Below are 21,226 nucleotides of genomic sequence, written 5' to 3'. Positions count from 1 at the left end.
TACCTAATTGTTTAAATATAAATTTAGAGCTATATTTTAATTTACTACAATTAATTTTTTGGATAAATCATAAAATTATAGTTTGTAATTCTCCTTTGATACCCATCTATACTTTGACCAACAGGTTAATATAACTGGAAGAAAATATGAATGCTGATGCACAAACGAGAAAAACAAGTGGAGATTTTTTAAGTTACTGCATTAGAAGGATATGGAAAGCTGAGGGGGCAAGCGATGAGCACTGCAATGCGGTGGCAAATGCATTAATGATCGGAATATTCCAGGGCAAACTAAATCAGGGACTCGGTGTTTATGAAGCCATAGATTTGACCCATAAAATGGGAATGTTGGATATCAAAGCTGAACCTGAGATCGTTGATGAAGGTCCTACTTGGGCATCAATTGATGGTAAACGCTCATCTGGATACTATACGATGACGAAAGTTGCCCAGACTGCGATCAAAAAAGCAAAAGAGCAAGGCATTTCAATAGTATTTGCTCATAATCATAATGATGCTGGCAGTTTTGGCGCATACACGTGGCTTGCTCATCAAGCCGATTGTGTAGCACAAGCGTCGAATAACTCTGTACCCATGTGCTCCCCACTGGGCGGTATGGGAAATACAATTGCCGTACCGCCGCTTGATGCCATAGGCCCAAGCGGAGAACAGCCACCGGTCTGGATGAGCACGAAACTGTGTGAGTGGTATGATGCAGATACTGCACAGGCTGTTTTGCAAGGTACCAAGCTTAAATATAATGCTGTAATTGACCCGGATACAGGTGAGCTGGGTAATGATTTGGCTCCCTATGCAATTCCAGTCGAGGGATATGGTCGTGTATATGATCAGACCTGCTTCCAGAATCTTCACGAACCCCGGGTTTATATGCTGAATCTATGGAACGAGTTACTAACAGGCATCATAAATCCTAGAGGTATCATAACCCCAGAGGTTCCCACTTTAGCAGACTTCATAAACGGTAAGGCACAGGCTACCTCAGTAGGTGGTAGTTACTATATATGTATTGATCCCTCTAAATTCGGCCCTATTTCCGAAGTAAAGGCTAAGTCTGATCGTTTTGCGAAAGCTATACAGAATACTCCCCCGTTACCGGGCGGTAGAAACTGTCGTATGCCAGGTGGTACTGGTTGGAAGAAGTTAAATCAAAAGTCTGATGAAGTTGAAGTACTTGAAAGTCACTGGGTTCCATTTTTTGAAACCCAAGCCGGCCGACATGGTTGGAGTGAGGAAAGCTTGAAAAAGGAATGGGAAGCGCAGCGGGAATAACGAGGCTATTCATATTTGTTACATCAAATTAGATTGGTTTTAAGCTCTACTCTGGCCGCTTCTGCGGTTTTCTTTGTAGTGATTTACATGCTTGGACTCGATCCATCAACAACGGACACATCGTTTTTCTACCAGTTGATCTTCAATTTCGTCTAGGCTGAGATAAGCATTAGGGCTGTTAATATCGGAACTTTTGAGATTATGGCCGAGACATCGCCAACTGTTCACGATCTATCCTTATTCATTATGAGCAGCCTATTCGCTATGTACTTGTGAAACTCTGAGTTGGTTGCCGTTTAAAGATCGTTACCCGCTATGGGTGATTCCAAGAAAGATTGCGGCGCAAACTAATGGTTTCACATTTTAGGTAAAGGTACAAAGGCTGTACGATCATTGTTTGCGACCAAATGCTTAAGGCGCTATCGTCCACTGGTTTCGCCATACTGGTATTTCTGAAGATTTGAGGTACCGTCCCCGTAAGCATATCCGTGATGATGCGGGAACGGTATGAGAGCAGGCGACGTAAGCGAGTTAAGGAGGAGCGGTAAAACTACCGCCCTACTCTACTGGCAAAAATGCACTATTCCAAATTGAAACGATTAAGGCTCACTAATGCGCTTGAACCTGCAAGATATTAAATGACAACAATAAGGTATAGCTGTTTGAACTGTATTTTTTAGGATCAGCTAAGCTGATATATCAAGAGTAATCTGTCGCGGGATATCGCCAAGTGAGCAATTTATGGATTAGTGAATTTATCTACGCGCCATATGAATAAACTGCAGTTACCATTTGAGTTAAAGCGATATGAAAGCCAAGTCAATTTTAGCCAGAGTGCTAACTGTTATCTCAATATGCATTGCTATCCCATCCTGCTCTCAAAGAATAGCTAGCTCAATAGAAAAAGCTGAACACTTCTCCTTTGGAGAAAGGATAACTGTCGAGCGAATAGAACAGTTAAACTTCAGGAAAGCTGAATATTGCCCACCTGGAAAAAATACATGCATTAGTTATTATTACGGGTCACCTTTAGCCGACGCCAACCTAAACTACTCTGTAACATTTGGTGAGGACGAAAGAGAAAATATTGTTAAGATTAATTTAAGTAGAGATTCTTTAGATCGAAGCTACTTTGGCACCGTAATCTTACTGCATGGATTCCGTACTTCCAAAGAATTTATGCTGGATTCTGCTCTTTATTTTCGTTTTCTTGGGTTTCAGGTTATTGTTCCAGATCTTCTAGGTCATGGTGAAACTGGAGGCAAGAAGAAATATGGGGTAAATGATACTAAATATATCAACTCCCTTATTGACAACCTAATTGAAGAAGGGATCATCAAAAATGAAAATATATATATTGTAGGAAACTCTATGGGCGCCGTAACAGCCTCTCATATTTCTTCTTTAAGATCAGACATTAGCGGAGTTATTCTTTTAGCTCCGATGTTACAACTTGATGAAGCTGTATACAATTATGCAAAACGTGACCACCCCATACTTAGCAGAATTATCCCTGAGAGAGATATACGCAAGGGGGCGATTTTGGCTCTAAGAAAATCTAATATAAATTTGAAAGATACAAACATAAAACCTCTCTTAAAATCCTCCCAGACTCCGACTCTACTAATGCTCTCAGATTCAGACCAAATTTCACCATATGCAAGTTACAAGCAGTTGAAGAAAGATAATATCAAAATATTTAAAGTTCATGATAGGTATCATCCAAGCATGAATACAATAGGTGAGATCGAGCATAAAGCCATTGTTAAATGGCTCAATACTACTCAGTAATACTGCCTATAAAGTTTTCGGATATATTCAAAATTTAAATATCGCTGGATAAACCTACCAGAGATAGAGCGAGATAGAGCAGTTATCTTTGTCGACCCTATTAGTTTTTTTCATAATAAGCCTGGATAAGCCACAACCACGACTACTTAACAACCAATTAAAGGTCATGTTCTTGGGGTGTTCCCACACACTGTCTGGTCGATAGCGAAATGGGAACAACTATTAATCAACGACTGCTATTATTTGAGTTTGAGTAAATGTCTGCTCATATCCTACCCGCCCCCTTGATTCATAAAGGAGATGTGCATGAAGAAGCATTCATTCTTATTCATAATGATTTTGATTGCTCTTGCCTTTATAGGGTTTAACGCAGCGGCTGAAGAAGTTAAGCCTAAGCCTCCTCAAAGTAGTGAAGGCAATATTTGTAGTAATGAATATGTCTTATGCACTTCCGCCCCTTGTATCCCGGACCCTAGAAATCCGGATTCAAATGCAATTTGCCAATGTGATGTTAACAAGGGTTTAAACTTCGGGATGTCAGCATGTAAAGCCCGGATTCCTGTGACTGACTCGACCGGTGTAAAAAAAATCTTATCGACTTTTTCTTTCGCTCAGGCACCGACTAAACCAGTGCTTTCCTGTCCAGAAGGTAACCCTTGGACGGATTGCCTGGATCAACCCTGTATCGTCAACCCAATGAATCCACTCAAAGCCATTTGCACATGCAAAATAGTACGTGATCAGCCTTTTGTAACTTTTGGGGGAGACTGCGTTTCGTTGACTTGTGATACCGGCTATTGGTCAGGCGCAACAGTAGGGTCCTATATTGGGGCAAGCAAGCAGCTGATGAAGGCTTTTGGTTTAGACCAGACGCCTGCTAAATATTGTGCGGGAACGAAGGCGAAAGTCTCAGAGTGACCCAGGCTTGACTGGCGAGTCGACCTATAGGCGTCTAATCTAATGCCAAGATAATATTTACTCTTCTAGCTCCTCCCCCTTGCCATAACCTTATGAGGCTTCCTATGAGAAAAGCAACCAGTGAACAAGTAAGCGCAAAGGATCAAGCCAGACTTAAGGCTCCAACTGATTTGGGCGAGAACGCTAGGAGTAGCATTACTACTGCCGTCAATACGCTACTGGCAGACACCTTTGGCTTATACATGAAAACGAAGAATTTTCACTGGCATGTGAGCGGTCCGCACTTCCGGGACTACCATCTACTGTTTGATGATCAGGCCAGTCAAATTTTTGAGATGACCGATGTCTTGGCAGAGCGTGTGCGTAAACTGGGGGGAACCACACTTCGCTCCATTGGCCAGATCGCCAAACTACAACGATCTTCAGATAATGATGCGGATTATGTAGACCCACAAGATATGCTCACGGAACTTGCTGAAGACAACCAGCAAATGATTGCGAATATGCGCAAAGTCCATGAGCTCTGTGATGAGCATCGTGACATTGCAACTGCGAGCATACTGGAGGAGTATATTGATCAGGCTGAAAGGCGATCTTGGTTCTTATTTGAGGCTAGCCGGAGTTCAGGATTAACGCACCACTGAGCGTCACCCCAAAAGACGCAATAATTTTGTGCTCTAGTTGAAGAAGGGAGTTGTTGTATTTTTAGCGGACAACAATTCCTTTCTTACATCTCTACTAGAACTTTCCACTTATTTACAGTGTTAAATTTACAGTTCCAGCCTCAATTTTCTATACAATTTATCTCTCCAGTTACGGAGCGACTGAATAACGTGAAGGCTACTTTATTGGGATTTCAGGTTTGCCCAGGAGGCTGAAATACCAATCTTTTCAACAAGGAAATCAATAAATACCCTGACTTTTGAAGTGAGTACATTAGATTTAGGGTAGACAAGCCAAATCGCTGCCTGGTCATCAATTCTGTAATCCGGAAGTACCCGAACCAGTGTACCCTCTTCTAATTCAGAATGAATATTCCATAACGAACTCATACAAACCCCAACCCCAGCCTTGGCGGCTATACGCATGCTGGCGCCATCATCACAAATTACTCGAGACTTGCCTTTCGGTGGAGGAAATGATCCAGCTTGTTTATCACTTTCAGATATCAGCTTTCTGGGCTTTGAATTCATAAACACCAATAGCTGGTGCCGAATGAGATCTTCAGGCGTATTTGGAGCACCATATTTCTTTAAGTAGCTGGGGGAAGCGCACAGGATTCTCTTGTCTTCTGCAAGTTTACGTCCAATAAGACTACTGTCTTCTACGGCATAGTTGCGTAGGGCTAAGTCAAAGCCTCCCTCGATTAGGTTAACTTGTGTATCAGATAGCTTAAGCTCCACATCCACACCGGGATATCGCTCAAGAAATTCAGGCAGTATTGGTGCTACAAAGCGCTGTACAAATGTGCTTGAAGCCGCAAATCTTAGCGTTCCGCTCACATTTGAACTGCCTTTACCCAGGGCTGCCAAGGCAGCATCTTCTTGGGCAAGGATTTCTCTAGCATAGGGAAGGAATTCGGCTCCTTCTGTCGATAAAGTGACCTTCCGAGTGGATCTATGGAATAGATCCGCCCCTAATTGAACCTCAAGCTTTGACAGGCGCGCACTGGCTACTGATGGAGCCAACCCAAGCTGACGCCCCGCGGAACTGATATTGAGCAGGTCAGCAGCCAGCACAAAAAGCCTTATTCCGTTCGTATCCACCAATTATATCCAAAATCAGAATTCTGAATCCATTTATACATCATTTATTCGTAATAACCAATGAATTAGGCTTTGCCCAGCTGTTGAGTAGTTGCCCTCAAAAGGTCTTGTAGCTGAGCAATAACAGGAGGTTCGTTCGCGATTAGAAGAGATCAATAGATGGTATTTTCTCTCTTCAGAACATTTATGGGATATGAGCCAACTGATCACAATTGTGCAAAGGACATGGCAATGCCAACAACCATAACCCGCTGTGTCAACTATGTTGAAGGGGATGTTTAGTGACTTCTGACCAAAGAGATAGAAAAGCTTGGTTTCCCGAAATCAATACTGGCTTCAATAGCGTATTTAAACCTGGACGACTTTCTATAGGCCTAGTCGTCCCTATTGAAAACTACTCGACAACCTCTGTGCCAACTATGGCAGATCATATTGAGAGAGTTCAACTCGCTGAGGAGCTAGGTTTTAGCGCCGTTTGGCTAAGAGACGTGCCGTTCAATGTGCCTTCATTTGGTGATGCCGGGCAAGTGTTTGACCCTTTCGTCTATCTTGGATTACTTGCAGGTGCAACTTCAAAGATTAGCCTCGGCGTAGCGAGTCTTATTTTGCCATTACGTCACCCGGCACACGTTGCAAAAGCAGCTGCCTCGGTTGATCAACTCTCCGGAGGGCGACTTATCCTTGGCATTGCCAGCGGCGATCGCCCTGAAGAGTATCCAGCGATGAATATTCCTTATAAGGAGAGGGGGGCGATTTTTTGTGAGAGTTACGAATACATTCGAAAAATAGCAGCCCCCTACCCTCATTTTGAGAATCGCCTTGGGGCAGGAGCTGGCGAAGTGGACCTTTTGCCAAAGCCTTATGGCCAACAATTGCCGTTACTAATAACAGGATCCTCCCAGCAGGCCCCAGATTGGCTAGCGAGCAATGGCGACGGATGGATTACATATCCCAGGCCCCATACAGAGCAGAAGCATTTTATTAAACAACTAAGAAAAAACATCTGCGAAGAAGGGGTCCCTGCCAAGCCAGTTATGGAGCCACTGTATATTGATGTTATTGACGACCCTGATTGTCCGCCACAACCAATACATTTGGGGTTTCGCATCGGCATCAATCAATTAGCTGCGTATTTGAAGTCAAGAGCGGCAATTGGCATTAATCATATTGCGCTTAATCTACGCTTTAATAAACGAGACGTACAAGAAACACTTCAACAGATTGCTACAAATATTCTTCCAGAGTTGAAAGGATAGGAATAATTAATGACGAAGACAATTTTACTAACAGGCGCAACAGATGGTATTGGACTGGAAACGGCAAAGCTATTAGCGTCAAAAGGCCATACTTTACTGTTGCATGGCAGAAGCAAGTCTAAATTGGCACAGGTAAAGAAAAGCATCTCACAAGATTTCCCTGAAACCACAATAGACACTTTTCTGGCAGACCTCACTAACCTATCTGAAGTTGAGGCACTGGCAGTAAAAGTTAAAAGTCACTATTCAAATATTGACGTACTAATAAACAATGCTGGTGTACTTAAAATACCCAATCCAGTTACAGACTCAGGGTACGATATTCGTTTTATCGTAAATACTATTGCACCATATATATTAACCAAGCACCTTTTAACTCTGTTCAATAGTAGTGGCCGTGTCATCAATCTATCCTCTGCCGCCCAGGCGCCTGTGAATCTGGAAGCGCTTAAAGGTGAGCAACTCCTCTCTGATAGTGATGCTTATGCCCAAAGTAAATTGGCTATTACGATGTGGACATTCCAATTATCCAAATCCCTTGGCAATGAAGCCCCAGCATTCATTGCCATTAACCCCGCATCATTCTTGGGCAGCAAAATGGTGAAAGAGGCTTATGGCTCGCTTGGGAGAGATATAGGTATTGGTGCTGATGTATTGGTTCGAGCAGCTCTTAGTGATGAATTCTCCAGTGCTACCGGCAAGTACTTTGATAACGACCTGGGCAATTGGTCTCAGCCACACCCCGATGCTCTTGATGAGGCAAAGAATGAATTGCTTATTTTAGAAATTGAAAGCGTTGCTAATGAGTTAGGGGCTCAAATCCCCTAAAGCATAACCTGTAACTTAAACAATCAATACCTTCCCCCCCTAAAAGGACATAATGATGAAGTATGAAGGCTTTACTACATTCTCAACCGCTCAAAAGGAAGGCATTTTAACGGTCACATTTGATTTTGGGCCAGTGAATGTCCAGGGGCAAGAAATGCTGGCAGACCTTAACAGTTTAGCCATGCGCCTGGAACGGGATCGCAATACCAAAGTGGTAGTTTTTCAATCGGCAAACCCTGAAATTTGGGTCTGCCACTATGACACCGAGCTCTTAAAGGATATGTCTGATGAGGCAATATCCCGAGATGAAGTTAAGTTACTCGATTTACAAGCTGTTTGTGAGCGAATTAGTAAAGTTCCACAGGCAACCATTGCCAAACTGGAAGGCTTTGCTCGAGGCGGCGGCCACGAGTTGGCGCTGGCAATGGATATGCGTTTTGCCGCACGTGGCAAATTTAAGTTTATGCAAATGGAAGTTGGTATGGGAATACTGCCCTGCGGTGGTGGCGCATCTCGGATGGCTCGCCAGACCGGGTTAGGGAGAGCATTAGAGATCATTCTAAGTGCTCAAGACTTCGATGCGGATGAGGCGGAGAGGCTAGGCACAATTAACAAAGCACTGGACTCTGATGAAATCGGTGAATATGTAGATTCACTAGCAAAGAGAATCTCTCAATTTCCTGCTGAATCTATCAATGCCTGTAAGCAGGCCGTATATGAGTCCATCGACAAGCCGATAGATGAAGCATTGAAGGCTGAAGCCTACTGGTTATATCAAGCGACCAGTAAAACACCTGCACTAAAGCGGTTTTCGATCGCTGATGAGCAGGGATTAGAGCATGATATTGAAAATCAACGCAATTGGAGTGAACTGGTCATGCAAGTACAGAACATCAATTAACCCTTTGAAAGTTTTCTCTTTCCAATAGAAAAATAGAGCCTCTCTATTCTAAGGGCTGACTATTAATAATTCACCTCGGTGATCAGTCCAAAATCCTGATTAGCTACCATTATTACCCCTGATATTTGAGAATTAAAAATGAAAGCAATGATAGTAAATGCCTTTGGCGGTCCAGATGTATTTGAAGAAGCCGATGTAGTAAAGCCAACAATTAAGGCTGGGCATGTACTGGTAAAGGTTGCAGCAACCAGTGTTAACACAGTCGATACGATGATCCGAGAAATGGGCACGGAACTGCCCTTCTCTCCACCTCTTCCCGCCATCTTAGGCATGGATTTCGCTGGTACGATTGAAGAGGTTGGTGAAGGTGTCAGTGACTATAAGGTTGGCGATGAAGTCTATGGTTGTGCCGGTGGTTTAGCAGATTTGCCGGGCACCCTGGCCGAATATATGATTGCGGATGCCAACCTGATCGCATTAAAGCCCACAAATACAACCATGCGAGAAGCAGCTGCTTTACCACTGGTTGGTATTACCGCGTATGAAGGGCTAAAACGTGCTGGTATTCAAGCGGGTCAGAAAGTCCTTGTTCATGGTGGTTCGGGAGGCGTTGGGCATATTGCCTTGCAATTAGCCCGTCACTTTGGCACCGAGGTCTTTTCAACAGGCGCCGGAGAGCCTCAAATGGCTCTAATCAAAAAGCTCGGTGGAACGCCAATCAACTACAAAAAAGAATCGGTCGAGGAATACGTCAAAGAACATACAGATGGCAAAGGCTTTGATATCGTATTCGATTCTGTGGGTGGCGTTAACATCGCAAAATCATTCGAAGCAGCCACACTCAATGGGCAGGTGATATCAACTGTCGCCATGGTTGAACTTGACTTAACAACGGCCCACCTTAAAGGCCTTTCTTTGCATGTCGTTTTTATGTTGATCCCTATGATTCATAATCAAGGGCGCAAAGACCATGGGACCATTTTAAAAGCCCTTAAATCTATTGTAGAAAAGGGTGATGTCAAACCCGTACTCGACGAATCATCATTTGACTTTAAGGAGATTGGCAAAGCTCACGCAAGGCTGAGAAGCGGTAAAGCTATGGGCAAAGTTGTGGTTACTATTGACTGACTCTTGAAGAATTCAAAAGCTATGGCCCACATGTTGGGCCTAAACAAACCATTTAACATCGAACTAGGATCCTAGCTGAGCAATTGCGAGCAAACAAATTTTACTCATCAGGCTTATAACCCGGATTATATATCGAATATACTCTAACATACGAAAACTTGTTGCTTGGACTCACATCATAAAAAGCACACATCATAAGCCTGAATTTTGAGCCGGCATTATAAGTTATGCCATTCCACTCAAGATCCTCTTTACAGAGGAAATCTATCGGCGCTTCAGAAGCTACAGTTTTTTCATCCGCCAAGAAATGAGTATGACTTAGAATCACCTCCTGCATTTTTTCAGCGACGCCCTCCCAGAAGGCCAGAATCTGGTGGCGTCCAATATTTTTACGGGCTTGGGGAACATACTCAAAAGTTGCACTCTTTTCGTAATACTTATCAAAGAAATCATCCAAGCTGATTCCTCCAGTGAAAGTAGAGTTAAAATCACTAATATACTGCCGATATCTTTTCTCAGTAAACATTTAAATAACCCTTACACTCTCAAACCAAAGGAGGAAGTTAAAATTTCTTAAAATAAAAATTTCAACAGCCATAATAAGAACTAAAAAGCTTTCACTAACATTTACCAAAATTGTGTCAAGTTAAATTGTAGTGGCCAGGTGCAATGACGCCATTTGGATCGAAAACCTTCTTAATATCCCTTGTGACCTGCCAAAAAATATCATCAGGATCAACTACAAGATCCATAAAATCAACAAACAGACGGTTAGGATGGAAGCCGGCCTTAATGAATTCTTCATTAAGCTCCTTTGCCAAAGATCGCGACTCCTCTCGCGCTACTTTATCGGTACGTATAAAGTGCGTTGATATACTGAAATGAGTTGTCTTGTCATCAACAAGGCCAAATGCATAACTTGCTTGGGCCTTACTGTAATGTGTATTTACTTTTCGAACAATTGAGTTTGCCTGCTGAACATATTCAACATTCATGGGCACTGTTGGAAGAATGAAATGCATACCAATGTCAGTGTGATCCGGATTCTCCCATCCTTCAGGAAGTTCCGTTTGAGCCGGCCAATAAATGCTCATGATAGGTCGATCACTTGGCTCACCCAATGCCATACGATAAAAGCCTGCATTACAATGAATAAAAGAGTTCATTTTTTTCCAGCCGACAAGCTTGGAGGTATACAACCCTAAGTTAATCAACCTATCCGTTACATAAAAAGTAATACCCCAAGGACTCAATCTCTTCAATTCTTTTTTTGCTGCTTTTATCTGGTATTTGGTACCACTGATATTTGAAAATATTACACCTGCACCAAATGAGCATCGATTAAGAAATCCCATCAAGCTCTCGCGATCTATATCAACACCCTGCCCTTTAAGATCTTGATACATTACAGGAGCCAGACCATTTTTAACCCGGACATTTTCATAGTAATGAGTAATAGAATTAACCAACCCAAGTTGTTTAATTCCTTTGAGGGCATTGATTGCATCACCCAGGTAACTTTCATCCTTTAAAACCGTCAAAAACATGCACTTTTTTTCAGGTCTTCTCCTCAACTCAATTGTTGCACGAGTTACAACTCCAAAATTTGATTGCAAAAAAATCCGAAGATATGATGGTCCTATTCCATCCGGAAAGGTATTAGTTGCTTTACAGTTTGCATAATGCCCAAATCCCGTCTTAAATATTCTCCCATCCCCTAGAACAACCTCCAGATTAAGAAGTTGCTTATATCGCTCCATATTGTACCCCACCCCTTTGTCTAGAGCGTTGCCTACTATACTTGTATCCTTTGCAGAACCTGTTGTGTCTGAAAAATACTTTGAGCCAGCCTCGTTGAGGTAATTGAAAAGTTGAAACTGTGTCACTCCCGGCTCAATAACTGCATAGCCAAACTCTTCATTTACTTCGATAATCTTATTCATTCGATGAAGATCAACAAGTATTAGATCACCCTGCGTTGATAATTTTGAACCAAAACCCCAGGACTTTCCGGTACTAAAAGGCTGTATACAAACTTTAAATTTATTTGCATTTAAGACTATCTGTCGAACTTCCTCAGCAGACTCAGGATATAAGATTAACGGAACATCTACGTTATACGATGTAACATTTTCAATATGCTGTGCTATTTCATCCTGCTCAGATACAACTTGATCAGCCCTAAAAGTTTTTTTTATCTCCAGCAAAAAATCTCTAATCATAACCACTCCACACAGCCCTATACTGGCACAAAATCGCGACATCCTAGTGCTTTACTGAAGATCTACTATTACTCTAAAAGCAAAAGAGCAAACAAATAGACCTAAACCAAATAGCGAAAAGACAAACAAACCTTAGAGTTCATTTAGGTGACAAAAATAGAAGTTAAGCGACAAATCAATATATAAGTCACTTCTACACATATTAGAGTGTAACCCTTCGTGTTGAAGATATTTATAAAGACAATAGTGAGATAGAGTATGTATATAAAGGCGCCCACCTCCTCAGACACCCCCTTGTGGGATCGCCTGATGGGCAACTACATCTTTGCTTGTCTGAAGGTTGCCGCTCAACTTGATATTTACGGCCTGATAGACAAGGGCTACAACACTAGCGACAAGATCTCTCAGGCACTGCAACTTAGTAACAAGGGTGTTGAGCAATATCTTTTGATTCTTAATCACCTGGGTTATATCAAAATGGAACTGGCCCAATATGAGAACACTGAGCTGGCAAAAAATTATTTAGATAAGAACAGTTTATATTATTGGGGGGAAGTCCTACTGGACCCCTTTGCTATTTACGATATCAATCATTTGGACAAGAAAATTATAACCAGCCTTAAACGGGAATATGAATTGGAGTGTAAGGGGCGTTCAGTAACCGATATGTGGCAAAACGATGAAATGGATAATGAATCGGCAGCCGCTTTTACTCATCTAATGCACTCTCAGGGTTTCGCCTCGGCAGTTAAAGCCGCTTCAGACGGTATTTTCAAACAGGTTGATATCTTACTTGATGCTGGTGCCGGCTCAGGGACTATCGCCCTGGCCTTTTGTGAAACGTATCCAAATCGCTGTGCTTTACTCTTTGATCTTGCCCCAGTCTGTGAAACTGCCAAGGAGTATGTACAAAAATTTAACAAAACACGGCAAATAACCATTGCAAAGGGGGACTTATTCAGCCCTGAGTGGCCCACGGGCTTTGACGGCCTCTGCTTTAGCAATGTACTACACGACTGGCAAGAAGCTATCTGTGAATCCTTACTGAATAAGGCCTTCTCTCTACTACCCAAAGAGGGTTTTATCTATATTCATGACATGCTCCTAGATGAGAGCCAGCTTACACCGAGCTTATTTAGCTTCCACCTTTTTATGAATCATGGTTCACAGTTGTATTCTGAAAAAGAACTATACCAAATGCTCACTAAAGCCGGCTTTAAAAATCCACAAAGCCACAAAGCACTTGGCTATTTCTCGGTCATTTCAGCGCAAAAACCCTAGCTGATGTATTCATAACTATGGCCATCCATCCGGCAAGTCAATTAAGAAATGGAAGCACGGAGCTCCCCATGACCATCGGACACTTAGATTGGAGCCAGCTGTTACACCATGCCAGATCAATATCTGAACAGGGGGGGCTCAGTGTGCCCCCAAACGCCAACCGGATTGACGACCTACCTATCAGTGGGCCGAAAGAAATCTTAAAAATCACCAAAGCCTTGGCAAAAACAGAAGGCGCTATATTAATGTCCAGCGGTGGTACCACAGGAAACCCCAAGCTGGCCTATACGCCCTTCCATCAGGCAACACAGAGACTTCTACAACAGTGGAAACCACTTGGGTCTGGCGATGTACTCCTCAACCTTTTCAACCCCGGCCGCCTATGGGGTGCCCACTACTTTATTCAAACTCTCGCCGAAAAAAGCAGAGCTATCACCGCACCTGTAGGGCCCTTTACTCCCAGTGAAGCAGGCGCTTGGCTGGAGACATTTCGCAAGATAGAGATTAATTCCCTTGCTGGAGCTCCCACAGGATTAGCGGACTTCGCCCAGGGCATCCTGGATGGCAATTGCAAACTGAACATCAAAACAATTATTTGGATGGCGGAACCCTGGACCGAGAAAAAGTTTAATACGGTGCGTATGGCCTTTCCAAATGCCGGCTTCTGGTGTGACTACGGTTCGGTGGAGACCAACAGCATCGCTGTTAACGGGCCCGAGTGTGATCGGGATACTTACCACCTTTTAGCGGATCAATTGATTGAACCCGACGATCACGGGGCCCTACTCACACGTATTGGCGATGGCTGGACAGTACCAGTTATACGCTATCGGTTAGGGGATTTGATTCGGCAAGCCACTTGCCCATGTGGTCAGCCAAATGCATTGCTGATTGAGGGGCGCGCGGACGATGAGGTGAGTCTTTGTAGTGCGATTTTTAGCGTTAGGAACATACTTGCTATCGCTAGAGAAGAGGATGGTGTTGAGGAGGCGCAGCTGATTCTCACAAAAAGCGGGGAAACACGTAAATCTGCAAGCGAACTTACTTTAGCTTATACCGGTATTACAGAATCCGACATAGTTCGAAAACGAATTCTAGCTGAGATTCATAACTTGGCATCTGTAGTCCAGCAATACCCTGGAGCCTTTAGCACAAAACGGGTTGAAAGGCTGATGAGGGTCAAAAGAACTAACAAGGTGCCGCCTATTATTCAGGCAGACGATATCAATTTGTAGATTTCAGTCAAGCACTAAAGATACAGCATAGGAAACATAGAAATGAAGTCCATAGCTAATTTGTCAGTGCTATTATCAACCCTACTGTTACGCCCTATACGTGCCGTATGTTCTCAAATGATTGCCAACTTTATAGAAAGCTCTAAATGCTTCCCATTTGATGAGATAATAACCATTGAAAGAATTATAAAACATGGTTTTAAGAAAGATAAATATTGCTTTGTAAAGGATGACATCTGTATAAGCTATTATCATGGACCCCCTTTAATAGATCAAAATTTACAATACTCTGTTACATTTGAAGCAAATGGCAGTGAAAGTACTGCCAGCATGAACTTGAATAAGAGTTCTTTAACAAGGATATATTCTGGAACGGTAATATTATTACACGGATTTCGGGTATCCAAAGAATTCATGTTGAACTCGGCAATATATTTTCGTTTCTTAGGTTATCACGTTGTTGTTCCAGATCTCCTCGGCCATGGTGAATCAGGTGGGATTAAGAAATATGGAGTTTATGATAGCAAGCTCATCAACCCTTTTATTAACAACCTCATTGAAGAAGATATTATTAAGAAGGATAATTTTTATATTGTTGGGAACTCAATGGGTGCCCTAACCGCTACCTATATCTCAAATTTGAGAACGGATATCAGTGGAGTTATTTTATTAGCCCCAATGCCCCAATTTGATCAAGCCTTATATAATCACTCTAAAGTCACACATCCAATACTTAGCAAAATCATTCCGGAACAAGATATTCGCAAAGGCGCCAGTTTAGTCTTGAAAAAAAATAATATTAACCTGGAGGATACAAATATAATCCCCCTTATCCAATCATCTAAAATTCCAATACTTTTAATATCCTCAGATACAGATCGAATCGCTCCTTACTCCGACTACAAAGGCTTAAGCCAAGATAATATTGACTTAGTCAAGATTCACAATAGGAACCATCAGAGTATGACAACAATTGGAGATGACGAACATATCTCGATTATTAGATGGCTCAATAAAAATGAAAAGGAATAATACTAAATTTACACATCCTATTTATACCCGAATAAATAAATCATTTTACCAACCAATAAAACAGTCACGTCCCTGGGAACTTAGCGATATTAGCTCTTAGTGCACCATAGATTTCAAAAATTATACCGCTATATAAATATGGCAATACAGGCATAGACTGGTGCTGGCGATTCAGCCTATTCAGGCCCCGGTGAATGATACAAGTTCATGAACGCTGTAAGCCTGGAAACAAAAACCCTTGATCACTATCGAACTTGTAGTCTGGATGCTCCCAGGCGATCATCTTACCCGGATTGAGTAGCCCCTTGGGGTCTGTCTGCCTTTTAAATGCAAGCAGCACCGGGTCAATTTGCTTCATCCCCCCTTCTTCCAGAGTGAATCGGTGCGGATTGAAAATCGTACACCCGAGCGCTTCATGCCGTTTGATAATTTCATCAAGCCGGGTTTTATCCGTGAAGCGAACAAAGGGTAGACCAATGGGAACTAGGCGTCCGTTGTAGCGAATAAACTCCAGGTGGCCGGGCAACTCTTCAGCGTATATGCTCTGCAACTTGCCGACGGTCTCAAGTGGGTTCACATCAGGATAACGGACCTGAAGATAGGTAATCGATGGGTCAACGCTTAGGCCACGCAAGGTTGTGTGGTTCCAGGTGAGTTCATAAGCCGGCGGTAAATGCGTGATATCTTCGGCGGTTGCGCTATCGGAGCGGTACAACATCTCAGCACCCGGCGATCGGCTCAGGAGCCCATCCAATGCCCCCATGGCAAACGCTGCCACCATGAGCACAACAACGGACTGTTCCTTGCGGATAAATTTTTTGTGTCGCAAGAAATAGTCATGGGGCAACGGCGCTTCAATCGTAGCGATATCTTTTGTCAAAAGGCCATCCATGTTGGCAAGCTCTTCAGAAAAACGGATCGCATTTATAAAATCATCAAACCCAACGAGCACATCGATCCAGTCATAAGCTTCTGTCAACGGTACTTCGATCTCGGTGATGATGCCTGTCGTACCGTAAGCGTGTATAGCCTTTTGTACATCGCTTCCTGTCAGCTCCAGAACCTGCGGCTCCGCCTCCATGGTTACCATCCGTAAACGGATGACGTTGCCCAGATCCCTGAGCCCCCCCCAATTCACCGAGCCGACCCCCGCAGCCCCCCCTGCAAGAAATCCTCCGATGGTCGCGATACGGTAGGTGGAGGGATGTATGCGGAGCGCATGACCGGTCCGGGATATCGTCTGCGCATCGATATCCGCCATAACGGCTCCAGGCTCGGTAACAACAACGCTTGGTTTAATATCCTTGACAGCATCCATTTCCGACAAATCCAGGACAACGCCACCGGAAAGTGGCATGGCCTGACCATAATTTCCGGTACCCGCCCCACGAGCTGTCACCGGAATGTCCGCGGCGTAGCACACTTTTAGAACGCGAATAACCTCGTCAACATTTTTCGGGCTGACAAGCAGATCACCGGTCACACCATCAAGTTGCTCCTTGAGGATCGGGGAATACCAAAAGAAATCACGGCTCTTTTTTCTCACTATCCGTGGATCATCCTCGACCTTGATACCGTCGAGATTCGCTTTCAAAGCGGAGATGTCAGTCATGGGCGTTGCGCTCCCATGTGCATGTGATGATCCAGTTCGCGGAAATCCGGCAAGTCCTTGTCAATGCTGTACCCTGCGCGCAGCACATGCCGTGGACCATTTGGGCGTGAAAGGAGTTCATTCCAATTGCGCGCACGAAAGAGAAGCAGATCTGCCGACTCACCGGCCCCAATCCAGCCGGCAGAAACCCCCATTATATCCGCCGGCGTGGTCGTTATTGACCGAACCCAGTCTCCAACCGGATGGTCCAGATGCAGAGTGCGAGTCGCCTGAGCGTAGACTTCAATCAGATCGAGGTCACCGTAGGCGCAAAAGGGGTCCCGTGTATTATCCGAAGCAACAACAACATCTATTCCACGGGAACGCATTTCATGCAACAGCGTGACACCCCGGCGGCGCGGAGTCCGGCCCATTACCCGGTCCTGAAGATAAAGATTGCTCACCGGCAGAGTCACGACCGCGATCCCCGCCTTAGCCACCAGGTCCAGCGTACGGTCTACCTCGTCATCAGGCTGTACCGATAAAGTACAGCAGTGCCCGCACACAATTTTCCCCTGAAAGCCCAGGCGCAGAGCTGTTTCCGCGATGTGGCGCAAGGTCATTCCGGATGGGTCGAGCGTCTCATCGACATGAAAGTCGAGGTCCAACGCATGCTCCATAGCCGCACGGAACATCGCTTCAAGATACCGATCTAGATCGGGCACCATGTAGGTCGCTGCTCCCAAGATGCCCCCGGCAGCCTGCACCCTAGACGCAATGCGCCCTAAATATTGATCGTCTGCGGCAAGGCGATGGATGCCGAACAAACACACGCCCTGAAGTTCGACTCGGCCCGCCCATTCGGTGCGAATCTCGCAAAAGAGCGGCCAGGTGATCTCATCTTGCAGCGGCGAACTATCCAGGTGCGTCCGGATGACGGCCGTGCCATGGGTATAGGCACAACGCAGCCCAAATTCCATACGCACCCGAACATCCTCTGCTGACCAATTTTTGCTCCGATCCCTGTCAACCGCCTGCATCGCCCCCGTGAAAGAGCCGTCGGGATTGGATGCACGCGGCCAGATATGCCCTTTATCCAGATGAGTATGCAGATCAACAAGAGCCGGTAGGACCAAGCCGTTATCCAGGTCTAGCCCACCTGACGCCTCTGGCAGACTGGCCGCTGGAGCAACCTGGACCAGCGTTCCGTTACGAAATACCAAATCGCAGGAAACAAGATCCGATAGCTCAGAATTGCCAGGGTCGCGCAAGACACAGGCAGGGATCGTTGCATTTCTTATGGTGCCAGTGCCTTTGAAACTGGAGCCCCAACTTGCCTGCATCTATACCTCCCGTTCCAATGCGCCCGCACACAGTTTGCGCATAGCTGGTGAGAAAAGAGATTGAAAGACAGAGATACCAAAATGCATGCAACAAACCTGTAGGGAATGTTCTGCTGATACTCTGCTCCAGTACAAATATGGCAAGGCCAAGTCCGGAATAGGATATGCCCACAATGAATACGACTGCATCGATCAAATACTGGCCGCCAGCGATCTGCTATCCGCCCAGGAGAACAGTAAGAACATGCTTGATTGTCTTGCAGGCTAAGTCAGCGGCCTATTTGCCTCACCAGCAGCTTGCACCCGTAGTTAAAACCGGCGCTATTTGCGTGATGTTGCACATCTTTGATTGTAGCCGGCCCTCTACTTCTGCGATTTGGATATCTGATTAGTTTGAGCTGCTTTTTCTTCTCTGAGCCTTAACACCTGTCACTGCCCTAGCTGACGTGTCCTTTCACTATTCAAATGAGACTAATTAAGCTCCCCTACCGGCAGTCTGGAGCGACTTCTCCCTAAAGATCGGTGGAAGCTTCAGATAGGTTAGTGCCCGCCAAAACCACTCTAAAGGCCCCATACGGAAAACTTTCAGCCACAAATCAGAATAAGCGAGCTGAAATAGGACAAGACCAATACAAACACCAACAACTTCTACTCTTGTCAGCGCACCATATAGCCCCATTCCAAAGCCATAAAATATAAACACACCAATCAATGACTGAGCGAGGTAATTGGTAAATGCCATTTGGCCAACCTGTTGTATTTTATTCTTAATCCACAGATGTGTATTACTCTGATACCAGAGACAGGCCAAGCCAACATAGCCAATACTGGTGAAGGTAGCCCCTACCAGATTAAATGCATCGCCATATAAGAAGTAGTGATTAATCTCCCAATCATTGCTGTAGTTCCAAACTAAACCCAATACAGTAAGGATCAAACCAATGGGTGTTGCGACAACAGCCATCTTTTTATAGGTCTCAGGGCTTGCCTCACCACGTAAGATGCCAACTTTATAGAGTCCCATACCTATTAGTATCATCGCGGCGATTTTCAAAATAAACGACAAGCTGAAAAATAGCATCACAATATTCGCCTCCATATCTGCATCGCTATCTTCAGCTGCGAATCGGTGATTGACCAACTCCCAGAAACCACCTGTATAGGCCGCAACGTCCCTTTGAATTTGTGCTGTATCAGGTGCGAAGATATCTGAGACTATATATTTAGCTTCCCCACTGAGCCCGGATAACACAACACCGGTATAGTTTGAGACCAGTACAGCGCCCATTAAACTCAAAGTTCCTAGCGTAATGAGCCAACTTCCACGCAGCCCACGGAATATATAAAGCACCATAGCAACTAGCGCATATACTGTCAGTATGTCGCCCTCCCAGATATAGATCGCATGGAGCAAGCCTATAACCAGTAGCCAAAAGTTGCGGCTGTAATGAATCTTAGCGGCAGATTTTTGCTGGTTTAAACGCTTCTCAGCAAGAAGGACAATACCCGCCCCAAAAAGCATGGCAAAAAGTCCCATAAACTTTTGATCGGCAAATATATGTAAGAAAATAAAAATCAGATCATTAAGTGGTCCATCTGCCAGATACGCTTTAGGGTTCAAATAGGCAGCCATGGGCATGGAAAAACTAACCATATTCATAAAAGGAATACCCAATATGGCAATTCCTCTCAACAAATCTAACTGTGAAATCCGGGCTGACATGCAAATCCTTTTAAGCAAAAATAGAGCAGATTAATGCCAGTGTAGGTTTGACACAAGATTGAACCACTTAAAAGTATTATTCTTTTATTGACCAGACGTACCAACTTAAAAAATTAGCCGGTTAACACTCCTTTTTGGGACGATTGGACCAATAGTTTTTTTAGATCGGTTAGAAAATATATTTAAATCTGTCGAGCGCGCGTCACCATAATACAAAAATTGCCACTTCTGCTGTCCATATAAGACCTTGGATAACACAATCTCATCAATAGCAATTTAGATAACGATTAGATTATCACCACAGACTTAAAATTGGCCGTTTCTATTATTAATGTAAAGGATATTTAATCTCCTTAGCCATCCCCCACATCTTATAGTCTGCCGGCATTTCGGAGAGGTAATTTAGAGTGTTATAGATCAGGCTCTTCTCCATTTGGTCTATTCCCAAAGATTTACTCCACCCCTCAGCTGCCAATCGATAGCTCATTACAATCAGAAGAAACTTCTGCTCATTCGATAGCCCACTGCCATGCCCATTAATTAAGAGGTGCATGGAGACAAGGTCATAATCCAGATCAAACTTAGATTCATTGACCTGGATATTAATTTGGGCTGATCGCCCAGACACTGATGATCCACGAGCAACTATCTGCATCTCGTCTAGAAAAAAAGATACATGGGCGTTATCTTTATCAGAACTATTCACATAGCGCCCTCTTAACGCCAGTTCCCGAATCTGCCTTTTGCTAATTTCACCCCGGAGCCATAAGTTGGTCATTTTTGTAAGGGGACCGTAGGATTCAGCGGCGGGGGTGTTTTCTTCTGCCGCAAGAGGCAATGAAATGAGAAGTACGACAAGACAAATACAGATCCTTGTTACAGCCATTGCTACTACCACTCAAAATCAAGAATTGACCACATA

19 protein-coding genes are annotated in these 21,226 nt (G+C 44.0%); 12 read left to right on the top strand and 7 right to left on the bottom strand.

Features of this window, described 5'->3' with window-relative positions:
• Positions 1-146: 146 nt before the first annotated feature.
• The 4 genes from ACJJI0_RS04190 (at position 147) to ACJJI0_RS04175 (ending at position 4,642) form a co-directional block, all read left to right on the top strand.
• Entirely contained in the window at positions 147-1,289 is a 1,143-nt protein-coding gene (locus tag ACJJI0_RS04190; RefSeq protein ID WP_252081700.1) for an Ldh family oxidoreductase, read from the top strand.
• A gap of 807 nt (positions 1,290-2,096) precedes the next feature.
• Positions 2,097-3,080, top strand: coding sequence for an alpha/beta hydrolase (locus ACJJI0_RS04185; protein WP_444884796.1), 984 nt, complete (start codon positions 2,097-2,099; stop codon positions 3,078-3,080).
• Between the two features lie 306 nt (positions 3,081-3,386).
• Complete coding sequence (locus tag ACJJI0_RS04180; RefSeq protein ID WP_444884795.1) at positions 3,387-3,998, top strand: hypothetical protein; 612 nt, start codon at positions 3,387-3,389, stop codon at positions 3,996-3,998.
• A gap of 104 nt (positions 3,999-4,102) precedes the next feature.
• Positions 4,103-4,642, top strand: coding sequence for a Dps family protein (locus ACJJI0_RS04175; protein ID WP_252081703.1), 540 nt, complete (start codon positions 4,103-4,105; stop codon positions 4,640-4,642).
• 201 nt (positions 4,643-4,843) lie between these two features.
• On the opposite strand, the gene ACJJI0_RS04170 is transcribed toward ACJJI0_RS04175, so the two are convergent.
• Positions 4,844-5,764, bottom strand: coding sequence for a LysR family transcriptional regulator (locus ACJJI0_RS04170; RefSeq protein WP_444884794.1), 921 nt, complete (start codon positions 5,762-5,764; stop codon positions 4,844-4,846).
• A 281-nt stretch (positions 5,765-6,045) separates the two neighbouring features.
• Here ACJJI0_RS04170 and ACJJI0_RS04165 point away from each other — a divergent pair, with 281 nt between their 5' ends.
• The 4 genes from ACJJI0_RS04165 to ACJJI0_RS04150 all read left to right on the top strand — a co-directional run bounded on the left by ACJJI0_RS04165 (position 6,046) and on the right by ACJJI0_RS04150 (position 9,877).
• Positions 6,046-7,020, top strand: a complete 975-nt coding sequence (locus tag ACJJI0_RS04165) for an LLM class oxidoreductase (protein ID WP_444884793.1) — start codon at positions 6,046-6,048, stop codon at positions 7,018-7,020.
• A gap of 9 nt (positions 7,021-7,029) precedes the next feature.
• A complete protein-coding gene (locus ACJJI0_RS04160) occupies positions 7,030-7,848 on the top strand; it encodes an SDR family NAD(P)-dependent oxidoreductase (protein ID WP_444884792.1) in 819 nt (272 codons plus the stop codon).
• Between the two features lie 55 nt (positions 7,849-7,903).
• On the top strand, positions 7,904-8,749 hold the full coding sequence (locus tag ACJJI0_RS04155) for an enoyl-CoA hydratase/isomerase family protein (RefSeq protein ID WP_444884791.1): 846 nt from the start codon (positions 7,904-7,906) through the stop codon (positions 8,747-8,749).
• A 138-nt stretch (positions 8,750-8,887) separates the two neighbouring features.
• Positions 8,888-9,877 (top strand): zinc-dependent alcohol dehydrogenase family protein, encoded by a 990-nt coding sequence (locus tag ACJJI0_RS04150; RefSeq protein ID WP_444884790.1) that lies wholly within the window; start codon positions 8,888-8,890, stop codon positions 9,875-9,877.
• A 100-nt stretch (positions 9,878-9,977) separates the two neighbouring features.
• Here the strand turns inward: ACJJI0_RS04150 and ACJJI0_RS04145 are convergent, their stop codons facing one another.
• Both ACJJI0_RS04145 and ACJJI0_RS04140 read right to left on the bottom strand, forming a co-directional pair.
• On the bottom strand, positions 9,978-10,403 hold the full coding sequence (locus ACJJI0_RS04145) for a hypothetical protein (RefSeq protein ID WP_444884789.1): 426 nt from the start codon (positions 10,401-10,403) through the stop codon (positions 9,978-9,980).
• Positions 10,404-10,518: 115 nt separating this feature from the next.
• Complete coding sequence (locus ACJJI0_RS04140; protein ID WP_444884788.1) at positions 10,519-12,099, bottom strand: FAD-binding oxidoreductase; 1,581 nt, start codon at positions 12,097-12,099, stop codon at positions 10,519-10,521.
• A 258-nt stretch (positions 12,100-12,357) separates the two neighbouring features.
• On the opposite strand from ACJJI0_RS04140, the gene ACJJI0_RS04135 reads away from it, so the two are divergent.
• The 3 genes from ACJJI0_RS04135 to ACJJI0_RS04125 all read left to right on the top strand — a co-directional run bounded on the left by ACJJI0_RS04135 (position 12,358) and on the right by ACJJI0_RS04125 (position 15,647).
• On the top strand, positions 12,358-13,380 hold the full coding sequence (locus tag ACJJI0_RS04135; protein WP_444884787.1) for a methyltransferase: 1,023 nt from the start codon (positions 12,358-12,360) through the stop codon (positions 13,378-13,380).
• 68 nt (positions 13,381-13,448) lie between these two features.
• Positions 13,449-14,615: an AMP-binding protein gene (locus ACJJI0_RS04130; RefSeq protein ID WP_444884786.1), complete on the top strand. Its 1,167-nt coding sequence runs from the start codon at positions 13,449-13,451 to the stop codon at positions 14,613-14,615.
• Positions 14,616-14,657: 42 nt separating this feature from the next.
• Positions 14,658-15,647 carry an alpha/beta hydrolase gene (locus ACJJI0_RS04125; protein ID WP_444884785.1) on the top strand — a complete coding sequence of 330 codons (990 nt, stop codon included), beginning with the start codon at positions 14,658-14,660 and terminating at the stop codon, positions 15,645-15,647.
• Between the two features lie 205 nt (positions 15,648-15,852).
• On the opposite strand, the gene ACJJI0_RS04120 is transcribed toward ACJJI0_RS04125, so the two are convergent.
• Both ACJJI0_RS04120 and ACJJI0_RS04115 read right to left on the bottom strand, forming a co-directional pair.
• Positions 15,853-17,259, bottom strand: coding sequence for an FAD-binding oxidoreductase (locus ACJJI0_RS04120; RefSeq protein WP_444884784.1), 1,407 nt, complete (start codon positions 17,257-17,259; stop codon positions 15,853-15,855).
• Positions 17,256-18,581, bottom strand: a complete 1,326-nt coding sequence (locus tag ACJJI0_RS04115; RefSeq protein WP_444884783.1) for a cytosine deaminase — start codon at positions 18,579-18,581, stop codon at positions 17,256-17,258. The genes ACJJI0_RS04120 and ACJJI0_RS04115 overlap by 4 nt, the downstream gene beginning before the upstream one ends.
• 85 nt (positions 18,582-18,666) lie before the next feature.
• Between ACJJI0_RS04115 and ACJJI0_RS04110 the strand changes: the two genes are divergently transcribed.
• A complete protein-coding gene (locus ACJJI0_RS04110; protein WP_444884782.1) occupies positions 18,667-18,849 on the top strand; it encodes a hypothetical protein in 183 nt (60 codons plus the stop codon).
• Positions 18,850-19,056: 207 nt separating this feature from the next.
• On the opposite strand, the gene ACJJI0_RS04105 is transcribed toward ACJJI0_RS04110, so the two are convergent.
• Positions 19,057-20,304: a DUF418 domain-containing protein gene (locus ACJJI0_RS04105; RefSeq protein WP_444884781.1), complete on the bottom strand. Its 1,248-nt coding sequence runs from the start codon at positions 20,302-20,304 to the stop codon at positions 19,057-19,059.
• A gap of 328 nt (positions 20,305-20,632) precedes the next feature.
• Positions 20,633-21,190, bottom strand: a complete 558-nt coding sequence (locus ACJJI0_RS04100) for a hypothetical protein (RefSeq protein WP_252081718.1) — start codon at positions 21,188-21,190, stop codon at positions 20,633-20,635.
• Positions 21,191-21,226 lie beyond the last annotated feature (36 nt).

The organism is Microbulbifer mixtoriginis (SeqCode) (assembly GCF_052466695.1).
Note: the sequence above shows the minus strand (reverse complement) of the source record. Positions and strands in the feature narration are given on the sequence as shown.